Origin of the sequence: Rhizobium sp. BIGb0125 (assembly GCF_024810055.1) — a bacterium.
Lineage (GTDB): Bacteria > Pseudomonadota > Alphaproteobacteria > Rhizobiales > Rhizobiaceae > Agrobacterium.
Genome location: NZ_JANUDV010000013.1, coordinates 17,914 through 33,325, shown reverse-complemented (window position 1 = coordinate 33,325; position 15,412 = coordinate 17,914). Strand labels below are relative to the sequence as shown.

Below are 15,412 nucleotides of genomic sequence, written 5' to 3'. Positions count from 1 at the left end.
TATGGCCGGAATTTGTTTTGGCGGATACGACTAGTCGACGCCACAATCATGTTTTTTTAGGCAGAAAACCGCCGAAATTTTTCGACGGTTTTCCTTAGCTTCAGACTTTCGGCGGGATCAGATCATTCTGCTGCAAGCTGCTTAGGGCTCAGGCGCAACGCCGCAGCGCGGCGGTGACCTTCAAGCTGTTCTGTCGCGCTCTGGCGAACAGCGGCAGGAGCAACCGCAGCAACGCCACGCTCATCCAGCCACTGGTGGGTGGCGATCTTTACATACGAACCAACCCAAAGGCCTCCAGTATAACGACCCGCGGCCATCGTTGGCAGCGTGTGGTTGGTTCCGCAGCACTTATCTGAGTATACAACGCTTGCGAGTTCACCGATAAAGATGGAACCATAGTTGCGCAGCTTCTTCGCTGTTGCCTTCGCGTCGCGCGTGTGGACCTGAAGGTGCTCAGTTGCGATGTAATCGGAATAGGCGATCATCGTTTCCTCGTCCTCTACGAGGGTAACTTCGCCGTAGTCCTTCCACGCGACACCGGCAACAGCAGCCGTCGACAGTGTTTCGAGCTGCTTCTCGACTTCCTTTATGGTCTCATCTGCGATCTCACGGCTGGTCGTTACAAGACCAACACGAGTACGCACATCGTGTTCGGCCTGGGCCAGCATGTCGGTCGCGAGTGTTGCTGGGTTGGCAGTTTCATCGGCAACGATGAAGATTTCACTCGGTCCCGCCAACTGGTCAATACCGACTTGACCAAAGACCTGACGCTTCGCTTCGTTGACAAATGCGTTGCCCGGGCCGACGATTTTATCGACGGCAGGAATGGTCTCGGTCCCGTAAGCCATTGCTGCAATAGCCTGTGCACCGCCCACTCGGAAGATACGGTCTGCGCCAGCGAGGTGGCAGCCAGCAATCATGGCAGGATGTGCATTTGGGGGTAGGCAAGCAATCACCTGGTCGCAGCCAGCTACCTTAGCGGGGACTATCGTCATAACCGGTGCCGAAAGAAGTGGATAGCGTCCACCTGGCACATAGCAACCGACGATCTCAATGGGAATAACGCGGTGCCCCAAGTGCAGGCCCGGAAGACTCTCGATTTCGAGCGGAAGAATGGTGCCGAGCTGAGCCTCTGCGAAGCGGCGGACGTTTGCTATGGCAAACTCGGTGTCTTCGCGTGTCTGTGGGTCAAGATCAGCAACAGCCTTCTGCTTCTCTTCCTCTGTGACTTCAAAGGTAGCGACATCGGCTTTGTCGAAAGCGAGCGAGTATTCACGAACCGCTGCGTCGCCACGCTCGCGGACATTAGCGATAATGTCCTTCACCGTTTTTTCAACGGGAGCCGTGTCGGAGACAGCGTCTCGCGTGGGTTCTTTAATCTTTATAAATTTGCCTTTCAGCGCATTGAGACGCGACGTCATCGAAACCTCCTATGTGGTATGATTGACGTGAGCATCTTCCACGACGAGCTTTCCGGCAATTGCCCCTAAACCACTTGTTCATTATATTCACCACATGAAGTGTATTTGCTGGGGCTGGGTATCTCACCCGGGCTTGGGGTGTCATGGTCGTCCGCATGCTGAAACAGAAGGGTCTGACTGATGCCTAAAATTGGGAGTAAACTTCGAGAGCTCCGCCGCCGCCGAGACTTGGGCGTTAGGGAGCTGGCAGCGCGCTCGGGAATATCGCATTCGACGATTTCCTTGATCGAGCGTGACCGGATGAGCCCGTCTATAGATACGCTTGGTGCGGTTCTGGATGCACTTGGTACAACACTTCCCGGTTTTTTCTCTGATCTGCAATCCAGTCTGCCGTATTCACCCTTCTACTCGTCCGCAGACCTCGTGGAGATTGGAAAGGTTGATACAATTTCATATCGCGTTATCGGACTGGACCATCCCAACCGGCAACTCCTGATGTTGCATGAGCGCTACGCGCCTGGTGCAGACACCGGCGAGGAATTCACTCACGCAGCCCAGGAAGCGGGCATGGTGCTGTCGGGAATGGTTGAGATCACTGTGGGCAATGTTAAAAAGGTCCTGAAGCCTGGGGACGGATATTATTTTGATAGCAGGCTTCCCCATCGCTTCCGCAATGTTGATGAAGGGCCTAGCGAAATCCTGAGCGCTATTACACCACCGACTTACTGATGTTCAAACCTGCAGAAGGGTGGTGAGTATAGTGAACAAGGTGGTTAACCCCGCTTTTCAAAGTTTGGAAACGTGCTTTCCTATTGGCCGGTCGATAACACAAAGGGGAGCGTCCGATGAAAATCTTTAAAGCTACAATCATTGCATCCACCATCCTGATGGCAGGCAGTTTGAGTGCGCAGGCACGTGATCTGACAGTCGTGTCTTGGGGTGGAAACTTTCAGGATGCTCAGCGTAAAATCTTCTTCGAACCCTATGCAGCCGAAACTGGTAAGCCGGTTCTCGACGAAAGTTGGGATGGTGGCTACGGCGTTTTGCAGGCCAAGGTCAAGGCTGGCGTGCCCAACTGGGATGTCGTCGAAGTTGAGGCTGAAGAACTGGCGCTGGGTTGCGCCGATGGCATATATGAAAAAATCGACTGGGAAAAACTTGGCGGTAAGGACGCCTACCTTGCTGCCGCGGTCAGTGACTGCGGCGTTGGCAACATCGTATGGTCGACTGGTCTCTCTTATGACGGAGAAAAACTGAAGGAAGCCCCAAAGACCTGGGCAGACTTCTGGGATACCAAGAAGTTTCCTGGCAAGCGCGGCTTCCGCAAGGGTCCGAAATACGCTCTCGAGTTCGCTCTGATGGCTGATGGTGTACCTGCCAAAGAGGTCTACGACGTTCTCAGTGGTGAAGGTGGTGTTGATCGCGCATTTAAAAAGCTCGATGAATTGAAGGCCGACATCATTTGGTGGGATGCAGGCGCTCAGCCACTGCAGCTCCTGTCGTCGGGACAAGTGGTCATGACCACGGCCTACAATGGCCGTATCAGCGGTATCAACCGCTCGGAAGGCAAGAAGTTCGGCTTTGTGTTCCCGGGTAGCATCTACGCTATCGACAGCTGGGTGATTTTGAAAGACAGCCCAAACAAGGACGCAGGCATGGATTTCATTAGCTATGCGAGCAAGGCCGAAAATCAGGCCAAGCTGCCCGAGTATATTGCTTATGGTCTGCCCAACCTGGGAGCGACCAAGTTGGTCCCTCAGCAGTTCCAGGAAGAACTTCCGACGACTGAGGCAAACATTAGTGACGCAATCCCGCTTGATGTAGACTTTTGGACCGACAACGCGGAGGAGCTGACGCAACGCTTCAACGCCTGGCTCGCGCAGTAAGCGCCAGCCTTTTCATGTCCTGATATCCGTTGCCCGAAAAAGGGCAACGGACCTTCCCTCATCAGAGAGAGGAGGGAGGTTGCGTTATCCAATACGAGCGTAGGTTATGATGAGCGACGCGTTTATAAATTTCGACAAAGTCAGCAAAGCGTTCGGCATCATGACTGTCGTTGATAATCTAGACTTGTCTATCGGCAAGGGCGAGTTCGTCAGTATGCTTGGGCCTTCCGGGTCTGGAAAGACGACGCTTCTCATGATGCTGGCAGGGTTTGAGAGCCCGACCAGCGGTGCGATCTCCGTAGCTGGTAAGCGCGTCGATTCCCTTCCACCCCATAAGCGAAATATGGGTGTCGTTTTTCAGAACTATGCACTCTTTCCCCACATGACCGTTGCTGAGAATGTGGCGTTTCCGTTGAGAATGCGTGGCGCCTCCAGGAGTGAGATCGTTGAACGGGTGACGAAGGCGCTCGACATGGTTCAGCTCGGTGCGTTTCAGGAACGCAAGCCCATACAACTGTCCGGTGGGCAACAGCAGCGCGTTGCTTTGGCCCGCGCATTGGTTTTCGAACCAGAGGTCGTCTTGATGGACGAGCCATTGGGCGCTCTCGACAAAAAGCTTCGCGAGCAGATGCAAATGGACATTCGCGATCTTCATCACCGCTTGGGGCTTACCATTGTCTTCGTTACGCACGACCAGACAGAAGCACTGACAATGTCGGATCGGATTGCTATCTTCAATCATGGAAAAATTGAGCAAATCGGAGGTCCGTCGGAAATATACGACAGGCCAAGAACTCAGTTCGTCGCCGAGTTTATTGGAGAAACAAATCTTCTCTCTGGAAAGGTGACGTCTTCATCTAACGGCCTTCTTAACGTTACGTTGGAAGGCAGTCAGCCGATAAAGGTAGCTTCTACCGCAACTTATGAACCTGGAAAGCACGTTAAGGTATCGGTGCGCCCAGAACGTATTGAGCTCGGCGCGGTCGGTGAGGGCCAAAACGAGCTCAAGGTGAGAGTGACTGACATTGTCTACCACGGAGACCATCTTCAAGTGGAGGTCAATGCTGGTGGTCGGAGGCTTGTCGTCAAAGCCAATCGAAAGGCAGTGGCTCCAGAGATTGGGCAAGACATTGTAGCGTCGTTCAGCCCCGAACAATGTTGGATCGTCACATGACGCAAACATCGTGGCTCTCCAAACAAACCAAGTCGTTTGCGCTCATTGCACCACTCGCAATTTTTCTAGTTTTCTTCTTCGTGGCGCCTCTCTTCACGATGATGAAGTCCGCTGTTTCTGATCCGGTCGCGTCAAATGCTCTTCCTACGGTTTCAGAGGCGTTGGAAGGTTGGGATCGGTCATCGACACCTTCTTCAGAGGCACAAGCGTCGCTGGCCGCTGATATACGTAATATCAGTGACGATCAGTTATTTGGTGATCTCGTCCGTCGACTGAACAGTGCTAAGTCCGGTTTCCGCACTCTGATGACCAAGACACGTAATGCTGTAGCTGACCAGACAGTTACCGACTTGGTGTCCGTTGATGCGCGGTGGAGCGACCCGGCATTCTGGATCGCCGTCCAAGACGCCGCGAGCGCTTCCCTTACAGACAGAAACCTGCTGGCAGCTGTCGATCTGCAACGAGACGCCAGCGGCAACATTGCGAACGCTCCAGAGGGTACCTCGGCCAATCGCACTACGCTGATCCGTACATTGATCATGGCTGGCATCGTGACAATCTGCTGCATCGCCGTGGGCTTGCCGTTCGCAATGGTTGCTGCATCAACGACCGGGTGGAAACGCCAACTGCTTCTGGGAGCTGTACTTCTTCCACTCTGGACTTCATTGTTGGTGCGCACTGCCGCCTGGTACATTATCCTTCAGGACAACGGTCTCATCAACTTGACTCTTCAAACGCTTGGATTGACGAGCGGGCCTGTTCCTCTGATCTTCAACCGGCTCGGCGTTGTTATTGCGATGACCCATGTGCTCCTACCTTTCATGGTCCTACCAATTTTTAGCGTTCTTATCGGTATTCCCAAGAACCTTATGCCAGCGGCAGCCTCATTAGGCGCTTCACCTATCCGCGCATTCCTGTTGGTTTTACTTCCGCTCAGCCTTCGCGGTGTCGTATCAGGCGCGCTGCTCGTCTTCATGAGTGCTCTCGGCTATTACATCACGCCTGCGCTTATCGGTGGAGCACAAGATCAGATGATAAGCTCGGTTATCGCCTATTACGCGACTGGCGCGGCAAACTGGGGCATGGCTGGCGCTCTCGGTATGGTTCTTTTGGCAGCAACGATGATCCTCTATGTTGTATACCTTCGCCTTTCCTCCGAGGAGGCGCGCACATGAAAACGCTTACCGCCAGCAAAGCCGTATTCGGATCGACCGTAATTTTCTTCCTTATGGCACCGCTGTTCGCAATTCTTCCGCTCGCTTTTACAGACAGCATATTTCTCAACTATCCCATCCCTGGGTTTTCATTCAGGTGGTTCCATGAGTTGTTCACGGCTGACGCGTGGCGTCGGTCCATAATCAATAGTCTTTTGATTGGAAGCGGAACGACTATTTTAGCGACCATCATGGGAACTGTTGCAGCTCTTGGATTGCGAGGAAAATCAGTTTCGCTGTTGTTTAGTTTCTTCCGGACTTTGTTCCTCCTACCAATGGTTGTTCCGGCAGTCGTGTTGGGGGTGGGTATGCAATTGATGTTTGCTCAGTATGGTCTCGCCAACACATATGTTGGGGTTATCATCGCGCACACTGTTATTGCTATCCCATTCGTCGTGGTCAACGTTACTGCGGCGCTGCAAGGCATTGATCGACGGCTTGAGAATGCCGCAGCAAGCCTTGGCGCATCGCCAGTTGTCGTCCTTCAGAAAGTGACCTTGCCGCTTGCCATGCCGGGTATTGTGTCGGGTGCTGTTTTCGCCTTCGCCACATCCCTGGACGAAGTTGTTCTAACGCTGTTCGTCGCGGGCCCCAATCAGCGCACTGTTGCCCGCCAGATGTTTTCGACAATCAGGGAAAACATCAGCCCTGCAATTGCTGCTGCAGCATTGCTGTTCATTGTGGGAACCGTGCTCATAGCGGGACTGGTCCTTTTGGCTCAAAAAAAGAGCCCGCGGGCGTAAAGACAAGTCACCTGCGCTGCCGTCCTTCGTTAGTGACGCAATAACATGACACTTTGTGGTGAAGAGGACGTTCCAAAGCCCTCGAAAGGACGAGTTCTGTTTGTGGAGGATTTGCCTTTATCCGTACCCGGCTATTCTCACATTTACGGGTGTCAAGGCTGGCGGCAATGATTTCGTCGTCGGTCGTTCTGTGTTGATCAGCAACCTTAGAAAACAGCCAACTTCCAACGAGGTTGATAGCGACCCAAAGAGAAACTTCGCGACTTTCCCTTTGGGCCGTTTTCTCATGTACTGGGCTCAGATTGCTGTGTGGAATACTTTAGTGGTGTGCCGTGGTCGATGAATGCCTCAATGCGCTCACGCCACGGCTTGATGTCCAGCTTCTGCTCTTCAATCCATTTCGGATTGTAATAGGTTGCGGAGTAACGGTCTCCGCTATCACAGATCAGGGATACGAGTGATCCGTCCTTGCCTTGGCGCATCATTTCGCTGGCAATGCACAAAAGACCGAAGAAGTTTGTGCCGGTTGAACCACCAACACGACGGAAAAGCCGGTCGGACAGGACGTGGGCGGCAGCAATTGAAGCGACATCCGGCACGCGGATCATATGGTCGATCACGCCGGGTACGAAGGAAGGCTCGACGCGTGGTCGGCCAATGCCTTCAATGCGACTGCCCGGAGCAGTTTTTTCCATGTCGCCACTTGCCCAGGCATCATAGAAGGCAGAACCCTCAACATCGACGACCGCGAGGCGCGTTTCGAGGTTCTTGTAGCGGATGAACCGACCAATCGTTGCCGATGTCCCGCCTGTGCCAGCGCTCATCACTACCCAGTCCGGGACGGGATGACCCTCATATTGCATCTGTTCGAACACGCTCTGGGCAATGTTGTTGTTACCGCGCCAGTCCGTTGCTCTTTCGGCATTGGTGAACTGGTCCAGATAATGGCCGCCAGATTCAGTGGCGAGTTTCTGCGCCACGGAATAGACGTCGCCAGCATGGTCTACGAAATGGCACTTGCCGCCGAAGCGCTCGATCGCCTCAACTTTCTGCGGGCTGGTGGAGCGCGGCATGACGGCGATGAAGGGGAGATCCAGCAGGTTCGCAAAATAGGCCTCTGAGACTGCGGTCGAGCCGGAAGATGCCTCAACAAGCGTTGTGCCCGGACCGATTCTGCCGTTACAAATCCCGTAAAGGAAAAGAGAGCGTGCCAGACGGTGCTTGAGGCTGCCCGTCGGGTGTGTGCTTTCGTCCTTCAGGTATACGCTGATGTTTTTCAGGCCGGGAAAAATCGGTTTGACGAGGTGCGTGTCTGCAGAGCGATGTCCATCGCCCTGCAGAATATTCAATGCGCGTCGCGTCCATTCGCGGTCAGCCGCTGCTATCGGCAGTTCAAAGTGATGTTCGCAACACATGTCAGTCATGTCAGGCGTCCTTGAGGGCGATGACAGCTTCGATTTCGATCTGGGCACCCTTTGGCAGCGCCGAAACCTCGAAGGTCGCGCGGGCAGGGAAGGGCGCCTTGAAGAATTCTGCGTAGGCGGCGTTAATGTCTGCAAAGCGCGACAGGTCGCGTACCAGCACTGTTGTCTTGACGGTTCTGGAAAGATCCGTACCAGCGGCCTCTGCAATGGCTGCGAGATTGCGCAGGCACTGGCGGGTCTGTTCAACCGGGTCGTTGGACGAAAATTCACCGGTGGCCGGGTCGATTGGGATCTGTCCTGAGACAAAAAGCAGTCCGTTCACGGCGATAGCTTGTGAATATGGGCCAATGGCGGCTGGTGCGGCGTCGGTGGAAACAGGCTTCATTGAAATCTCACTTATGGTTTTGTCGGACGTTGGTGTCGCAGCGGTGGCGTCACTGCGATGATTCTTGCCGCGCAATATGGTGATGCCACACTGCGACCTGTCAACGTTATCGCATGTGAAGGCTTGTCCAAAGCCAATTACGTCACCGTTTGCAGATGATTTTTCCAGACTTGTTTGCAGCTGTCCGGGCGAGGTTGGAGGTTTTTTTAAGGTTTTCCAATGATGTAGACCAACCTGTCATCCAGAATAAAAAATCTGTCGTACAGATTTGACAAAATCTGATATTTCTGTCTAATTATGTCAGGCAGAATGATGAGGGCGTGCTGCGCCCATGCTTGCATACGGGAGGAATTATGATCATCACCGACGTCGAAGTGCGCGTTTTCCAAACGACGACCCGTCGCCATTCGGATAGTGCCGGTCATGCACATCCCGGACCCGCGCATAAGGTGGAGCAGGCCATGCTCACCATTCGCACCGAGGATGGTCTGGAAGGCCACTCATTTACGGCGCCTGAAATTGTGCGCCCGCATGTCATCGAAAAATTCGTGAAAAAGGTACTGATCGGTCAGGACTACCGTGATCGTGAACGCTTGTGGCAAGACCTTGCGCACTGGCAGCGCGGCTCTGCCGCGCAGCTGACAGATCGCACTCTGGCGGTCGTGGACTGCGCATTGTGGGATCTTGCCGGCCGGGCTTTGAACACACCTGTATACAAGTTGATCGGCGGTTATCGCGACAAGGTTCTCGCCTATGGTTCGATCATGTGTGGTGACGAACTTGAAGGTGGACTGGCGACTCCGGAAGATTACGGTCGGTTTGGCGAAACGCTGGTCAAGCGTGGCTACAAGGGCATCAAGCTGCACACCTGGATGCCGCCTGTCAGCTGGGCGCCTGACGTGAAAATGGACCTGAAGGCGTGCGCTGCAGTTCGCGAAGCTGTTGGTCCTGATATTCGCCTGATGATCGATGCGTTTCACTGGTATTCGCGCACCGATGCGCTGGCGCTGGGCCGCGGACTTGAAAAGCTTGGTTTCGACTGGATTGAAGAACCAATGGATGAGCAATCCATGTCGTCCTACAAGTGGCTTGCCGATAATCTCGATATTCCGGTTGTCGGGCCAGAAAGTGCAGCCGGCAAACATTGGCATCGCGCTGAGTGGCTGAAGGCAGGTGCTTGCGACATTCTCAGAACGGGTGTCAACGATGTCGGGGGTATTACGCCAGCATTGAAGACCATGCATCTGGCGGAAGCATTCGGCGTTGAATGCGAAGTGCACGGCAATACCGCCATGAACCTGCATGTGGTCGCCGCGACCAAGAATTGCCGCTGGTACGAGCGTGGCCTGCTGCATCCATTCCTCGAATATGACGACGGTCACGATTATCTGAAGTCGCTGTCAGACCCGATGGATAGTGACGGTTACGTCCATGTGCCGGATCGTCCGGGTCTCGGTGAAGACATCGACTTCAACTTCATTGAGAACAACAGGGTTCGGTGATCGCATCATGAAGTCGGTTCTTGCATTCGGAGACAGTCTTACATGGGGTGCCGACCCAACGACCGGCCTGCGCCATCCGGCCGACTATCGCTGGCCGGATGTGCTGGAAAAAGAACTGGGTGGCCAGGCGAAGATCCTTTCAGAAGGGCTTGGCGGCCGCACCACATGTTATGATGACCATGCCGGGCCGGCCTGCCGCAATGGTGCCAAGGCGCTGGAAGTTGCGCTGGCAAGCCATATGCCGCTGGACCTCGTCATCATCATGCTTGGCACAAATGATATCAAGCCAACCCATGGCGGGCGTGCCGAGCCCGCCGTGACCGGCATCCGCCGGCTTGCGCAGATCGTTGATACGTTTCCTTACAAGCCGCGTGATGCAAAACCGAAGTTGATGATCGTTGCGCCACCTGCCTGTGTTGCCGGTGCGAGCGGCGTTCCCGCCGCTGGTCGCGATATCGCGGAATCGCAGCGTCTTGGCCCCCTTTATCGCAAACTTGCCGCAGAACTTGGCCATTTCTTCTTCGATGCTGGTTCTGTAGCAAAGTCATCCCCGGTTGATGGTGTTCATCTGGAGGCTGACGAAACTGCAAAGATAGGAAAAGCACTGGCAGCACCTGTTGGTGAGATCCTTCGCTGATCCATCCGGGCCTGTGGAGGAACAGGCCGGTCTGTATATTGAAAACTTGGAGAGCCGTCATTCCAAAGGAAACGGCAAATTGGGAGGAAATATGAGACACTTTCTTGCTACCGCGGCCCTCGGCGCGCTTTTGATCGGTGCTTTGCCAATCAATTCGTTTGCCGAAACACCCAAGGATCAGCTCGTCGTTGCGACAACAATGAGCAATATCCTGACGCTTGATCCCGCCGCAATCACCGGCCGTGAAACCGTTCAGGTTCTCAACAATACCTATGACACTCTGGTCATTCTGTCGCCAGAAGACCGCAGCATCCAGCCGCGTCTCGCAGAGCGTTGGGAAGTCGCCGAAGACCGCATGTCCATTCGCTTCCATCTGCGCAGCGATGCCAAGTTTGAATCCGGCAATGCCGTGACTGCACAGGACGTTGCCTGGAGCCTGAAGCGTCTGCTTGTTCGCAATCTTGCGCAGTCTTCGTTCCTCAAGACCCGTGGTTACAAGGTTGAGAACGCTGACAAGCTGTTTGTTGCTGAAAATGACACCACATTTGTCCTCAACCTGCCGCAGCCGGATGACCCGAGCCTGCTGCTGATGATCCTTGCCCAGAACGGTCCAGGCTCCATCATCGACAGCAAGACAGCTCTGGCCAATGAAAAAGACGGCGATCTTGGCGCTGGTTGGCTGACACTGAATTCGGCGGGTTCGGGACCATTCAAACTGACACAGTGGAAGTCGAACGAATTTATCATTCTTACCCGCAATGACGACTACTGGGGTGAGAAGCCAGCGATGAAGCGCGTTCTCATGCGCCATCTGCCGGAATCACAATCCCAGCGCCTGATGCTTGAAAAGGGCGATATCGACGTCGCGTATTCCTTGCAGGCACCTGACCTGCGTTCGCTTGAAGCAGACAAGGATATCGCCATTGAATCGACGCCCGGTTCGGGCTTCTATTACCTCAGCGTCTCGATGAAAGACGAACGTTTCGCCAATAAGAAAGTGCGCGAAGCACTGCGTTACCTGATCGATTACGAAGGTCTCGACAAGGCAATCATGCCGTATTACGGCAAACTGCATCAGCGCCCGATCAGCACCGGTTTCCTCGGCTCGTTACCGGATGAAGGTTACAAGCTGGATATCGAAAAGGCCAAGGCTCTGTTGGCCGAGGGTGGTTTCCCGAACGGTTTCAAGACCACACTGCGTGTTCTCTCCGAAGATCCGTTCATGAAAGCCGCAACAGCCATCCAGAACACACTGGCACAGGCCGGTATTCAGGCTGAAATCATCAGCGGTTCCGGCGACCAGATTTACGGTGCGATGCGTGAGCGTAAGTTTGAACTGCTGCTTGGTCGCGGTGGTGGCGGTCAGCAGCCACACCCTGACAACAATCTGCGTTCTATCGCCTACAACCCGAATAACGCAGACGATGCAAAGCTGACCAACTATCAGGGATGGCGCACCAGCTTTTACGACGAGAAGCTGAACAAGATGATCGAAGATGCGTTGCTTGAGCGTGATATCGCCAAGCAGGGCAAGCTCTACGAGGACATTCAGACCTACATGGATGAAATCGTCATGTCGATCCAGCCGTTCTCGGAAGTCGTTGATACCGCTGCTTTCCGCAGTGACGTGAAAGGTATGATTGTCAGCCCTTGGCTTTCGCGTTTTGAAAGCATCAGCAAGGATCGTTGATCCCGCCTTATCCTCCCAAAGGCAAAGAAAGGCGCGTGTTACCACGCGCCTTTTCTGTTTTCGGGATGAAACCTGTGTCGCTAGATTACGACCGGTACTGCCCAGGTCAGGCGAACATGCCCGCCGGGTGCACTCTCATCGTAATCCAGTGTCGCATCCAGTGTCTTGCACATTGCCTTGATAAGCTTGGTACCAAGACCGGTGCCTTTGGGAGGTTCCGACGGATTGAAACCGATCCCGTCATCATCGACACACAGCTGAAGTTGGTTGTCCTCCGTCTGGCGTAACGTGACTCCAATCTGTCCCTTGCCTTCCGGGTAGGCATATTTGAGGGCGTTGGAGACCAGTTCGGTCACGATCACACCCAGCGCCACGGCCTGATCGGCGGTGACAAACACTGCCCTCAGGTCGGTGGTAACAATGATCTCAGGGGATGCGCCACCGGTGCGTTGCAGGTCGTCGATCAAAGCGCCGAGATAGACATCGAGGGCGACAGCGCCGACATTTTCCGAGGTGTAAAGACTGCGATGAACGCCAGCGATCGCTGCAATGCGACTTTGGGTTTCCTGAAGCGCGTTCTTGGCTTCATCACTGATGACGGTGTTGGTCTGCAAGCGGATCATGGCCGAAACAAGTGACAAACTATTGGCTACACGGTGGTTCATCTCAGCCACCATCAGTTCTGCCCGTTCCTTCGCAACGATCAGCAACCGGTCGGCCTCGTCCTTTTCCCGTCGTAGTCTGGCATTGTTCAGTGCCTGATCGATGGCACTGGCCAAGAGCGGGAAAAAGTCGTCGGTTACCGTTTTGATCACGTAGTCCGCAGCGCCGCCCTTAAGCGCGTTAATTGCAATCTGCGCATCGCTGGACCCTGTTACATAGAGAATGGGAACCAGTGTAGATTTACACCCAATTTCCTCTAGAAAATGTAAGCCAGTCTTGTCCTGAAAATAATGGTCCAGGACAACGGCGTCATAGGTGTCGGCCATGAAGGCCTCAATGCCGGCTGCAACGGAGGCTGCATGAGTTACACTGTAATCGTAGCGGCCAAGAATACGCTGCGCCAGCCTTGCCAATGCCGGATCGTCGTCAATGTATAAAATGCGAGCCGGCATTGAATTCCTCAAGGCACCTGAATAACGGAGAAAAACAGGCCCAGATTGCGGATGGCGGTCGCGAATCCATCATAATCGACCGGTTTGGTAATATAGACGTTTGCGCCAAGGTCATAACATTTTTGGATTTCACGTTCGTCGTCAGTTGTTGTCAACACCACGACCGGAAGCCGGCGCGTGTGTTCATTTGTCTTGATCTGTTCAAGGATATCGATGCCTGACATGTCCGGCAGGTTCAAATCCAACAGAATGAGCAGATAGCGGTCCTTGCTCGGCAGACCATCACGGTTTTCGCCCAAGATGTAGTCGAGCGCCTTCTTGCCCAGGGTGAAGGGGACGATCTCGTTATTGACGCCGGCGCGGCGGACATTTTTCTCGATAAGACGGGCGTGTCCCTCATCGTCCTCGATCATGACGATAGTGACTTCCTGGCCAGAAGCTTTCATAGCTCGTTACTCCTTGGGATTTTGGTCAAATCTGAAGGCAAAATCAGCCTAAAAGTGCTGCCTTTGCCTGGTTCAGAATCCACCGTAATGTCTCCTCCTAAATTTCTTATTAGTGACCGGACGTGGGCAAGTCCAATTCCTTCGCCTGGTTGGTCCTGCTCACCCGCACGCCGGAACAGTTCGAAGATGCGTTCCAGGTCCTGACGTCCGATCCCGCGACCATTGTCTTTGATGTCAATGCGCACACGGCCATGTCCATTGCTGTAACTTCTGACGGAAAGCTGCAAGGGTCGACCAGGTTGCTGATATTTAACTGCGTTGTCGAACAGGTTGCCAAAGATTTGGTCTAGCGAAATGCGATCGCTGATAACGTGACGCACGTCCATCGAAATGGAGATATCGCCACCTGAACTGGTGACCTGGTGATGGACGCTGGCTGATGCCGTATCCAACAAGGACTGAAGGTCTATCTTTTCAGGGGTTAGTTTGCGGCGTCCGTCGCGGGATATCTTCAGGATGGCATTGATCAACTGATCCATCTTGCGCGTCGATGAACGAATGAAGGTGATTGCCTCCGGCAGGTCTTCTTCTACGGCAAGGCGAGCATTGCGAATGTCCTGCTCGTCAGGCTTTTTTTCATCCGCCAGAACATAGGCGGTGAGGTGTTTGACCGAACTTTCAAACTCGCTCAAAAATCCCATGATATTGACAAGTGGCGCACGCAGGTCATGGGTAACGATATAGGCGAAACGCTGGATTTCCTGATTGGCGCGAATAAGGTCTTCGGTGCGTTCGTTCACGCGTTCTTCCAGCCCCTTGTTAAGATATGCCAGTTCCTCCTGAGCGCTTGAAAGAGCACGAATGTGCTGGACGATGATCGCAAGCGCACCACCAACAACGCCCAGTATGGCAATAGCAGCTGTTATTGTTAGCCATTGCAATATTCGCGCGATATCAATCTGCTCAGAAACAATGATGCGTAACCTGTCGTCTACCGTGGTTTGGTAGGTGGAGAGGATATCGCGAATTTCATCCATGTACCGGAGACCAGAATCCGTCCTGAGTAGCGAGATAGCGCCGTCAAAATCGCCGTTCTCGGCCAGGGCAAGCGTGCGGTTTGTCTCTTCAATTTTTGCGTCTGTAAGCTTGTCCAGTTCTGGCAGCTTTGCGGCAAGTACCGGGTTGTCGGAAAGGCTTTCCCGCAGCTTCGGCCTGATATCCGGCAGTCGCGCCATTGCTTCGTTGTATGGTTCGAGATATTTTTCATCACGCGAAAGTAAATAACCCCGCTGGCCAGTTTCAGCGTCTTGCATGGATGTCAGCATGTTAAGAACGTGCGCGCGGATGGTGCGAAGCTGAAGAATTTCCCGGGAATAATCATTGTTGGCGTTAACGAGCCATAACGATGAACCAACCATAACGATAAGCAGAGCAATGCCTGCGACCAGCATGAGCAGGGTTGATCGTGCAAAGTTTGTGATTCGTGCCATGAAAAATCCGGGTCGGGTGAGTGCCTCAAATATCTAGAGGCAAGGGGAGGGTCGATATGAGGGAGGGACGTATCACACTTCTGTCAAGAATGTTGCGTGGTTATCTAATGAAGTGTTGTTCGTCTCATGTCCTTGCCCGTTTCACCTAATGCGACCCAAAATAACGCGTGGAGCGTATTTTCGTTCCATGCGCTGCTCGATTTTTTTGTTCGATGCTGCGATTTGTCAGGCAGGCATCGTCTCATCTCTGCTGTGCAGTGGGCTTTGGCGCATTTTTTGGTCCGG

14 protein-coding genes are annotated in these 15,412 nt (G+C 53.7%); 8 read left to right on the top strand and 6 right to left on the bottom strand.

What is annotated here, in order from left to right; genetic code table 11:
• Positions 1-122: 122 nt before the first annotated feature.
• On the bottom strand, positions 123-1,421 hold the full coding sequence (gene hisD / locus M2418_RS25130; protein WP_250985713.1) for a histidinol dehydrogenase: 1,299 nt from the start codon (positions 1,419-1,421) through the stop codon (positions 123-125).
• Between the two features lie 180 nt (positions 1,422-1,601).
• On the opposite strand from hisD, the gene M2418_RS25125 reads away from it, so the two are divergent.
• The 5 genes from M2418_RS25125 (at position 1,602) to M2418_RS25105 (ending at position 6,438) form a co-directional block, all read left to right on the top strand.
• Positions 1,602-2,150 (top strand): cupin domain-containing protein, encoded by a 549-nt coding sequence (locus M2418_RS25125; RefSeq protein ID WP_192489347.1) that lies wholly within the window; start codon positions 1,602-1,604, stop codon positions 2,148-2,150.
• Between the two features lie 116 nt (positions 2,151-2,266).
• The gene (locus M2418_RS25120; protein WP_250985714.1) at positions 2,267-3,307 is read left to right on the top strand and encodes an ABC transporter substrate-binding protein; all 1,041 of its coding nucleotides are present in this window, start codon (positions 2,267-2,269) and stop codon (positions 3,305-3,307) included.
• Between the two features lie 109 nt (positions 3,308-3,416).
• Positions 3,417-4,481 (top strand): ABC transporter ATP-binding protein, encoded by a 1,065-nt coding sequence (locus M2418_RS25115; protein ID WP_259149816.1) that lies wholly within the window; start codon positions 3,417-3,419, stop codon positions 4,479-4,481.
• Positions 4,478-5,656: an ABC transporter permease gene (locus M2418_RS25110; RefSeq protein WP_259149766.1), complete on the top strand. Its 1,179-nt coding sequence runs from the start codon at positions 4,478-4,480 to the stop codon at positions 5,654-5,656. Before M2418_RS25115 ends, M2418_RS25110 begins: the two co-directional genes overlap by 4 nt.
• On the top strand, positions 5,653-6,438 hold the full coding sequence (locus M2418_RS25105) for an ABC transporter permease (RefSeq protein ID WP_250985716.1): 786 nt from the start codon (positions 5,653-5,655) through the stop codon (positions 6,436-6,438). The genes M2418_RS25110 and M2418_RS25105 overlap by 4 nt, the downstream gene beginning before the upstream one ends.
• 284 nt (positions 6,439-6,722) lie before the next feature.
• On the opposite strand, the gene M2418_RS25100 is transcribed toward M2418_RS25105, so the two are convergent.
• A complete protein-coding gene (locus M2418_RS25100) occupies positions 6,723-7,862 on the bottom strand; it encodes a PLP-dependent cysteine synthase family protein (RefSeq protein WP_275642476.1) in 1,140 nt (379 codons plus the stop codon).
• A 1-nt stretch (position 7,863) separates the two neighbouring features.
• The gene (locus M2418_RS25095) at positions 7,864-8,247 is read right to left on the bottom strand and encodes a RidA family protein (RefSeq protein ID WP_250985717.1); all 384 of its coding nucleotides are present in this window, start codon (positions 8,245-8,247) and stop codon (positions 7,864-7,866) included.
• Between the two features lie 353 nt (positions 8,248-8,600).
• On the opposite strand from M2418_RS25095, the gene M2418_RS25090 reads away from it, so the two are divergent.
• The 3 genes from M2418_RS25090 (at position 8,601) to M2418_RS25080 (ending at position 12,076) form a co-directional block, all read left to right on the top strand.
• On the top strand, positions 8,601-9,749 hold the full coding sequence (locus M2418_RS25090; protein ID WP_192489342.1) for a mandelate racemase family protein: 1,149 nt from the start codon (positions 8,601-8,603) through the stop codon (positions 9,747-9,749).
• Between the two features lie 7 nt (positions 9,750-9,756).
• Entirely contained in the window at positions 9,757-10,386 is a 630-nt protein-coding gene (locus M2418_RS25085; protein WP_259149765.1) for an SGNH/GDSL hydrolase family protein, read from the top strand.
• A gap of 91 nt (positions 10,387-10,477) precedes the next feature.
• On the top strand, positions 10,478-12,076 hold the full coding sequence (locus M2418_RS25080; protein WP_259149764.1) for an ABC transporter substrate-binding protein: 1,599 nt from the start codon (positions 10,478-10,480) through the stop codon (positions 12,074-12,076).
• A gap of 80 nt (positions 12,077-12,156) precedes the next feature.
• Here the strand turns inward: M2418_RS25080 and M2418_RS25075 are convergent, their stop codons facing one another.
• From M2418_RS25075 to M2418_RS25065, 3 genes are read right to left on the bottom strand one after another with little or no spacing between them, the layout of a single operon-like run.
• A complete protein-coding gene (locus M2418_RS25075) occupies positions 12,157-13,191 on the bottom strand; it encodes a sensor histidine kinase (protein WP_259149763.1) in 1,035 nt (344 codons plus the stop codon).
• An 8-nt stretch (positions 13,192-13,199) separates the two neighbouring features.
• The gene (locus tag M2418_RS25070; RefSeq protein ID WP_192489338.1) at positions 13,200-13,637 is read right to left on the bottom strand and encodes a response regulator; all 438 of its coding nucleotides are present in this window, start codon (positions 13,635-13,637) and stop codon (positions 13,200-13,202) included.
• A complete protein-coding gene (locus tag M2418_RS25065) occupies positions 13,634-15,127 on the bottom strand; it encodes a CHASE3 domain-containing protein (protein WP_250985722.1) in 1,494 nt (497 codons plus the stop codon). Before M2418_RS25065 ends, M2418_RS25070 begins: the two co-directional genes overlap by 4 nt.
• Positions 15,128-15,412: the final 285 nt, after the last annotated feature.

What these genes read in the sequence shown, in the direction of transcription:
- hisD (WP_250985713.1), bottom strand. Translation starts at nt 1,421, where the DNA reads ATGACGTCGCGTCTCAATGCGCTGAAAGGCAAATTTATAAAGATTAAA.
- M2418_RS25125 (WP_192489347.1), top strand. Translation starts at nt 1,602, where the DNA reads ATGCCTAAAATTGGGAGTAAACTTCGAGAGCTCCGCCGCCGCCGAGAC.
- M2418_RS25120 (WP_250985714.1), top strand. Translation starts at nt 2,267, where the DNA reads ATGAAAATCTTTAAAGCTACAATCATTGCATCCACCATCCTGATGGCA.
- M2418_RS25115 (WP_259149816.1), top strand. Translation starts at nt 3,417, where the DNA reads ATGAGCGACGCGTTTATAAATTTCGACAAAGTCAGCAAAGCGTTCGGC.
- M2418_RS25110 (WP_259149766.1), top strand. Translation starts at nt 4,478, where the DNA reads ATGACGCAAACATCGTGGCTCTCCAAACAAACCAAGTCGTTTGCGCTC.
- M2418_RS25105 (WP_250985716.1), top strand. Translation starts at nt 5,653, where the DNA reads ATGAAAACGCTTACCGCCAGCAAAGCCGTATTCGGATCGACCGTAATT.
- M2418_RS25100 (WP_275642476.1), bottom strand. Translation starts at nt 7,862, where the DNA reads ATGACTGACATGTGTTGCGAACATCACTTTGAACTGCCGATAGCAGCG.
- M2418_RS25095 (WP_250985717.1), bottom strand. Translation starts at nt 8,247, where the DNA reads ATGAAGCCTGTTTCCACCGACGCCGCACCAGCCGCCATTGGCCCATAT.
- M2418_RS25090 (WP_192489342.1), top strand. Translation starts at nt 8,601, where the DNA reads ATGATCATCACCGACGTCGAAGTGCGCGTTTTCCAAACGACGACCCGT.
- M2418_RS25085 (WP_259149765.1), top strand. Translation starts at nt 9,757, where the DNA reads ATGAAGTCGGTTCTTGCATTCGGAGACAGTCTTACATGGGGTGCCGAC.
- M2418_RS25080 (WP_259149764.1), top strand. Translation starts at nt 10,478, where the DNA reads ATGAGACACTTTCTTGCTACCGCGGCCCTCGGCGCGCTTTTGATCGGT.
- M2418_RS25075 (WP_259149763.1), bottom strand. Translation starts at nt 13,191, where the DNA reads ATGCCGGCTCGCATTTTATACATTGACGACGATCCGGCATTGGCAAGG.
- M2418_RS25070 (WP_192489338.1), bottom strand. Translation starts at nt 13,637, where the DNA reads ATGAAAGCTTCTGGCCAGGAAGTCACTATCGTCATGATCGAGGACGAT.
- M2418_RS25065 (WP_250985722.1), bottom strand. Translation starts at nt 15,127, where the DNA reads ATGGCACGAATCACAAACTTTGCACGATCAACCCTGCTCATGCTGGTC.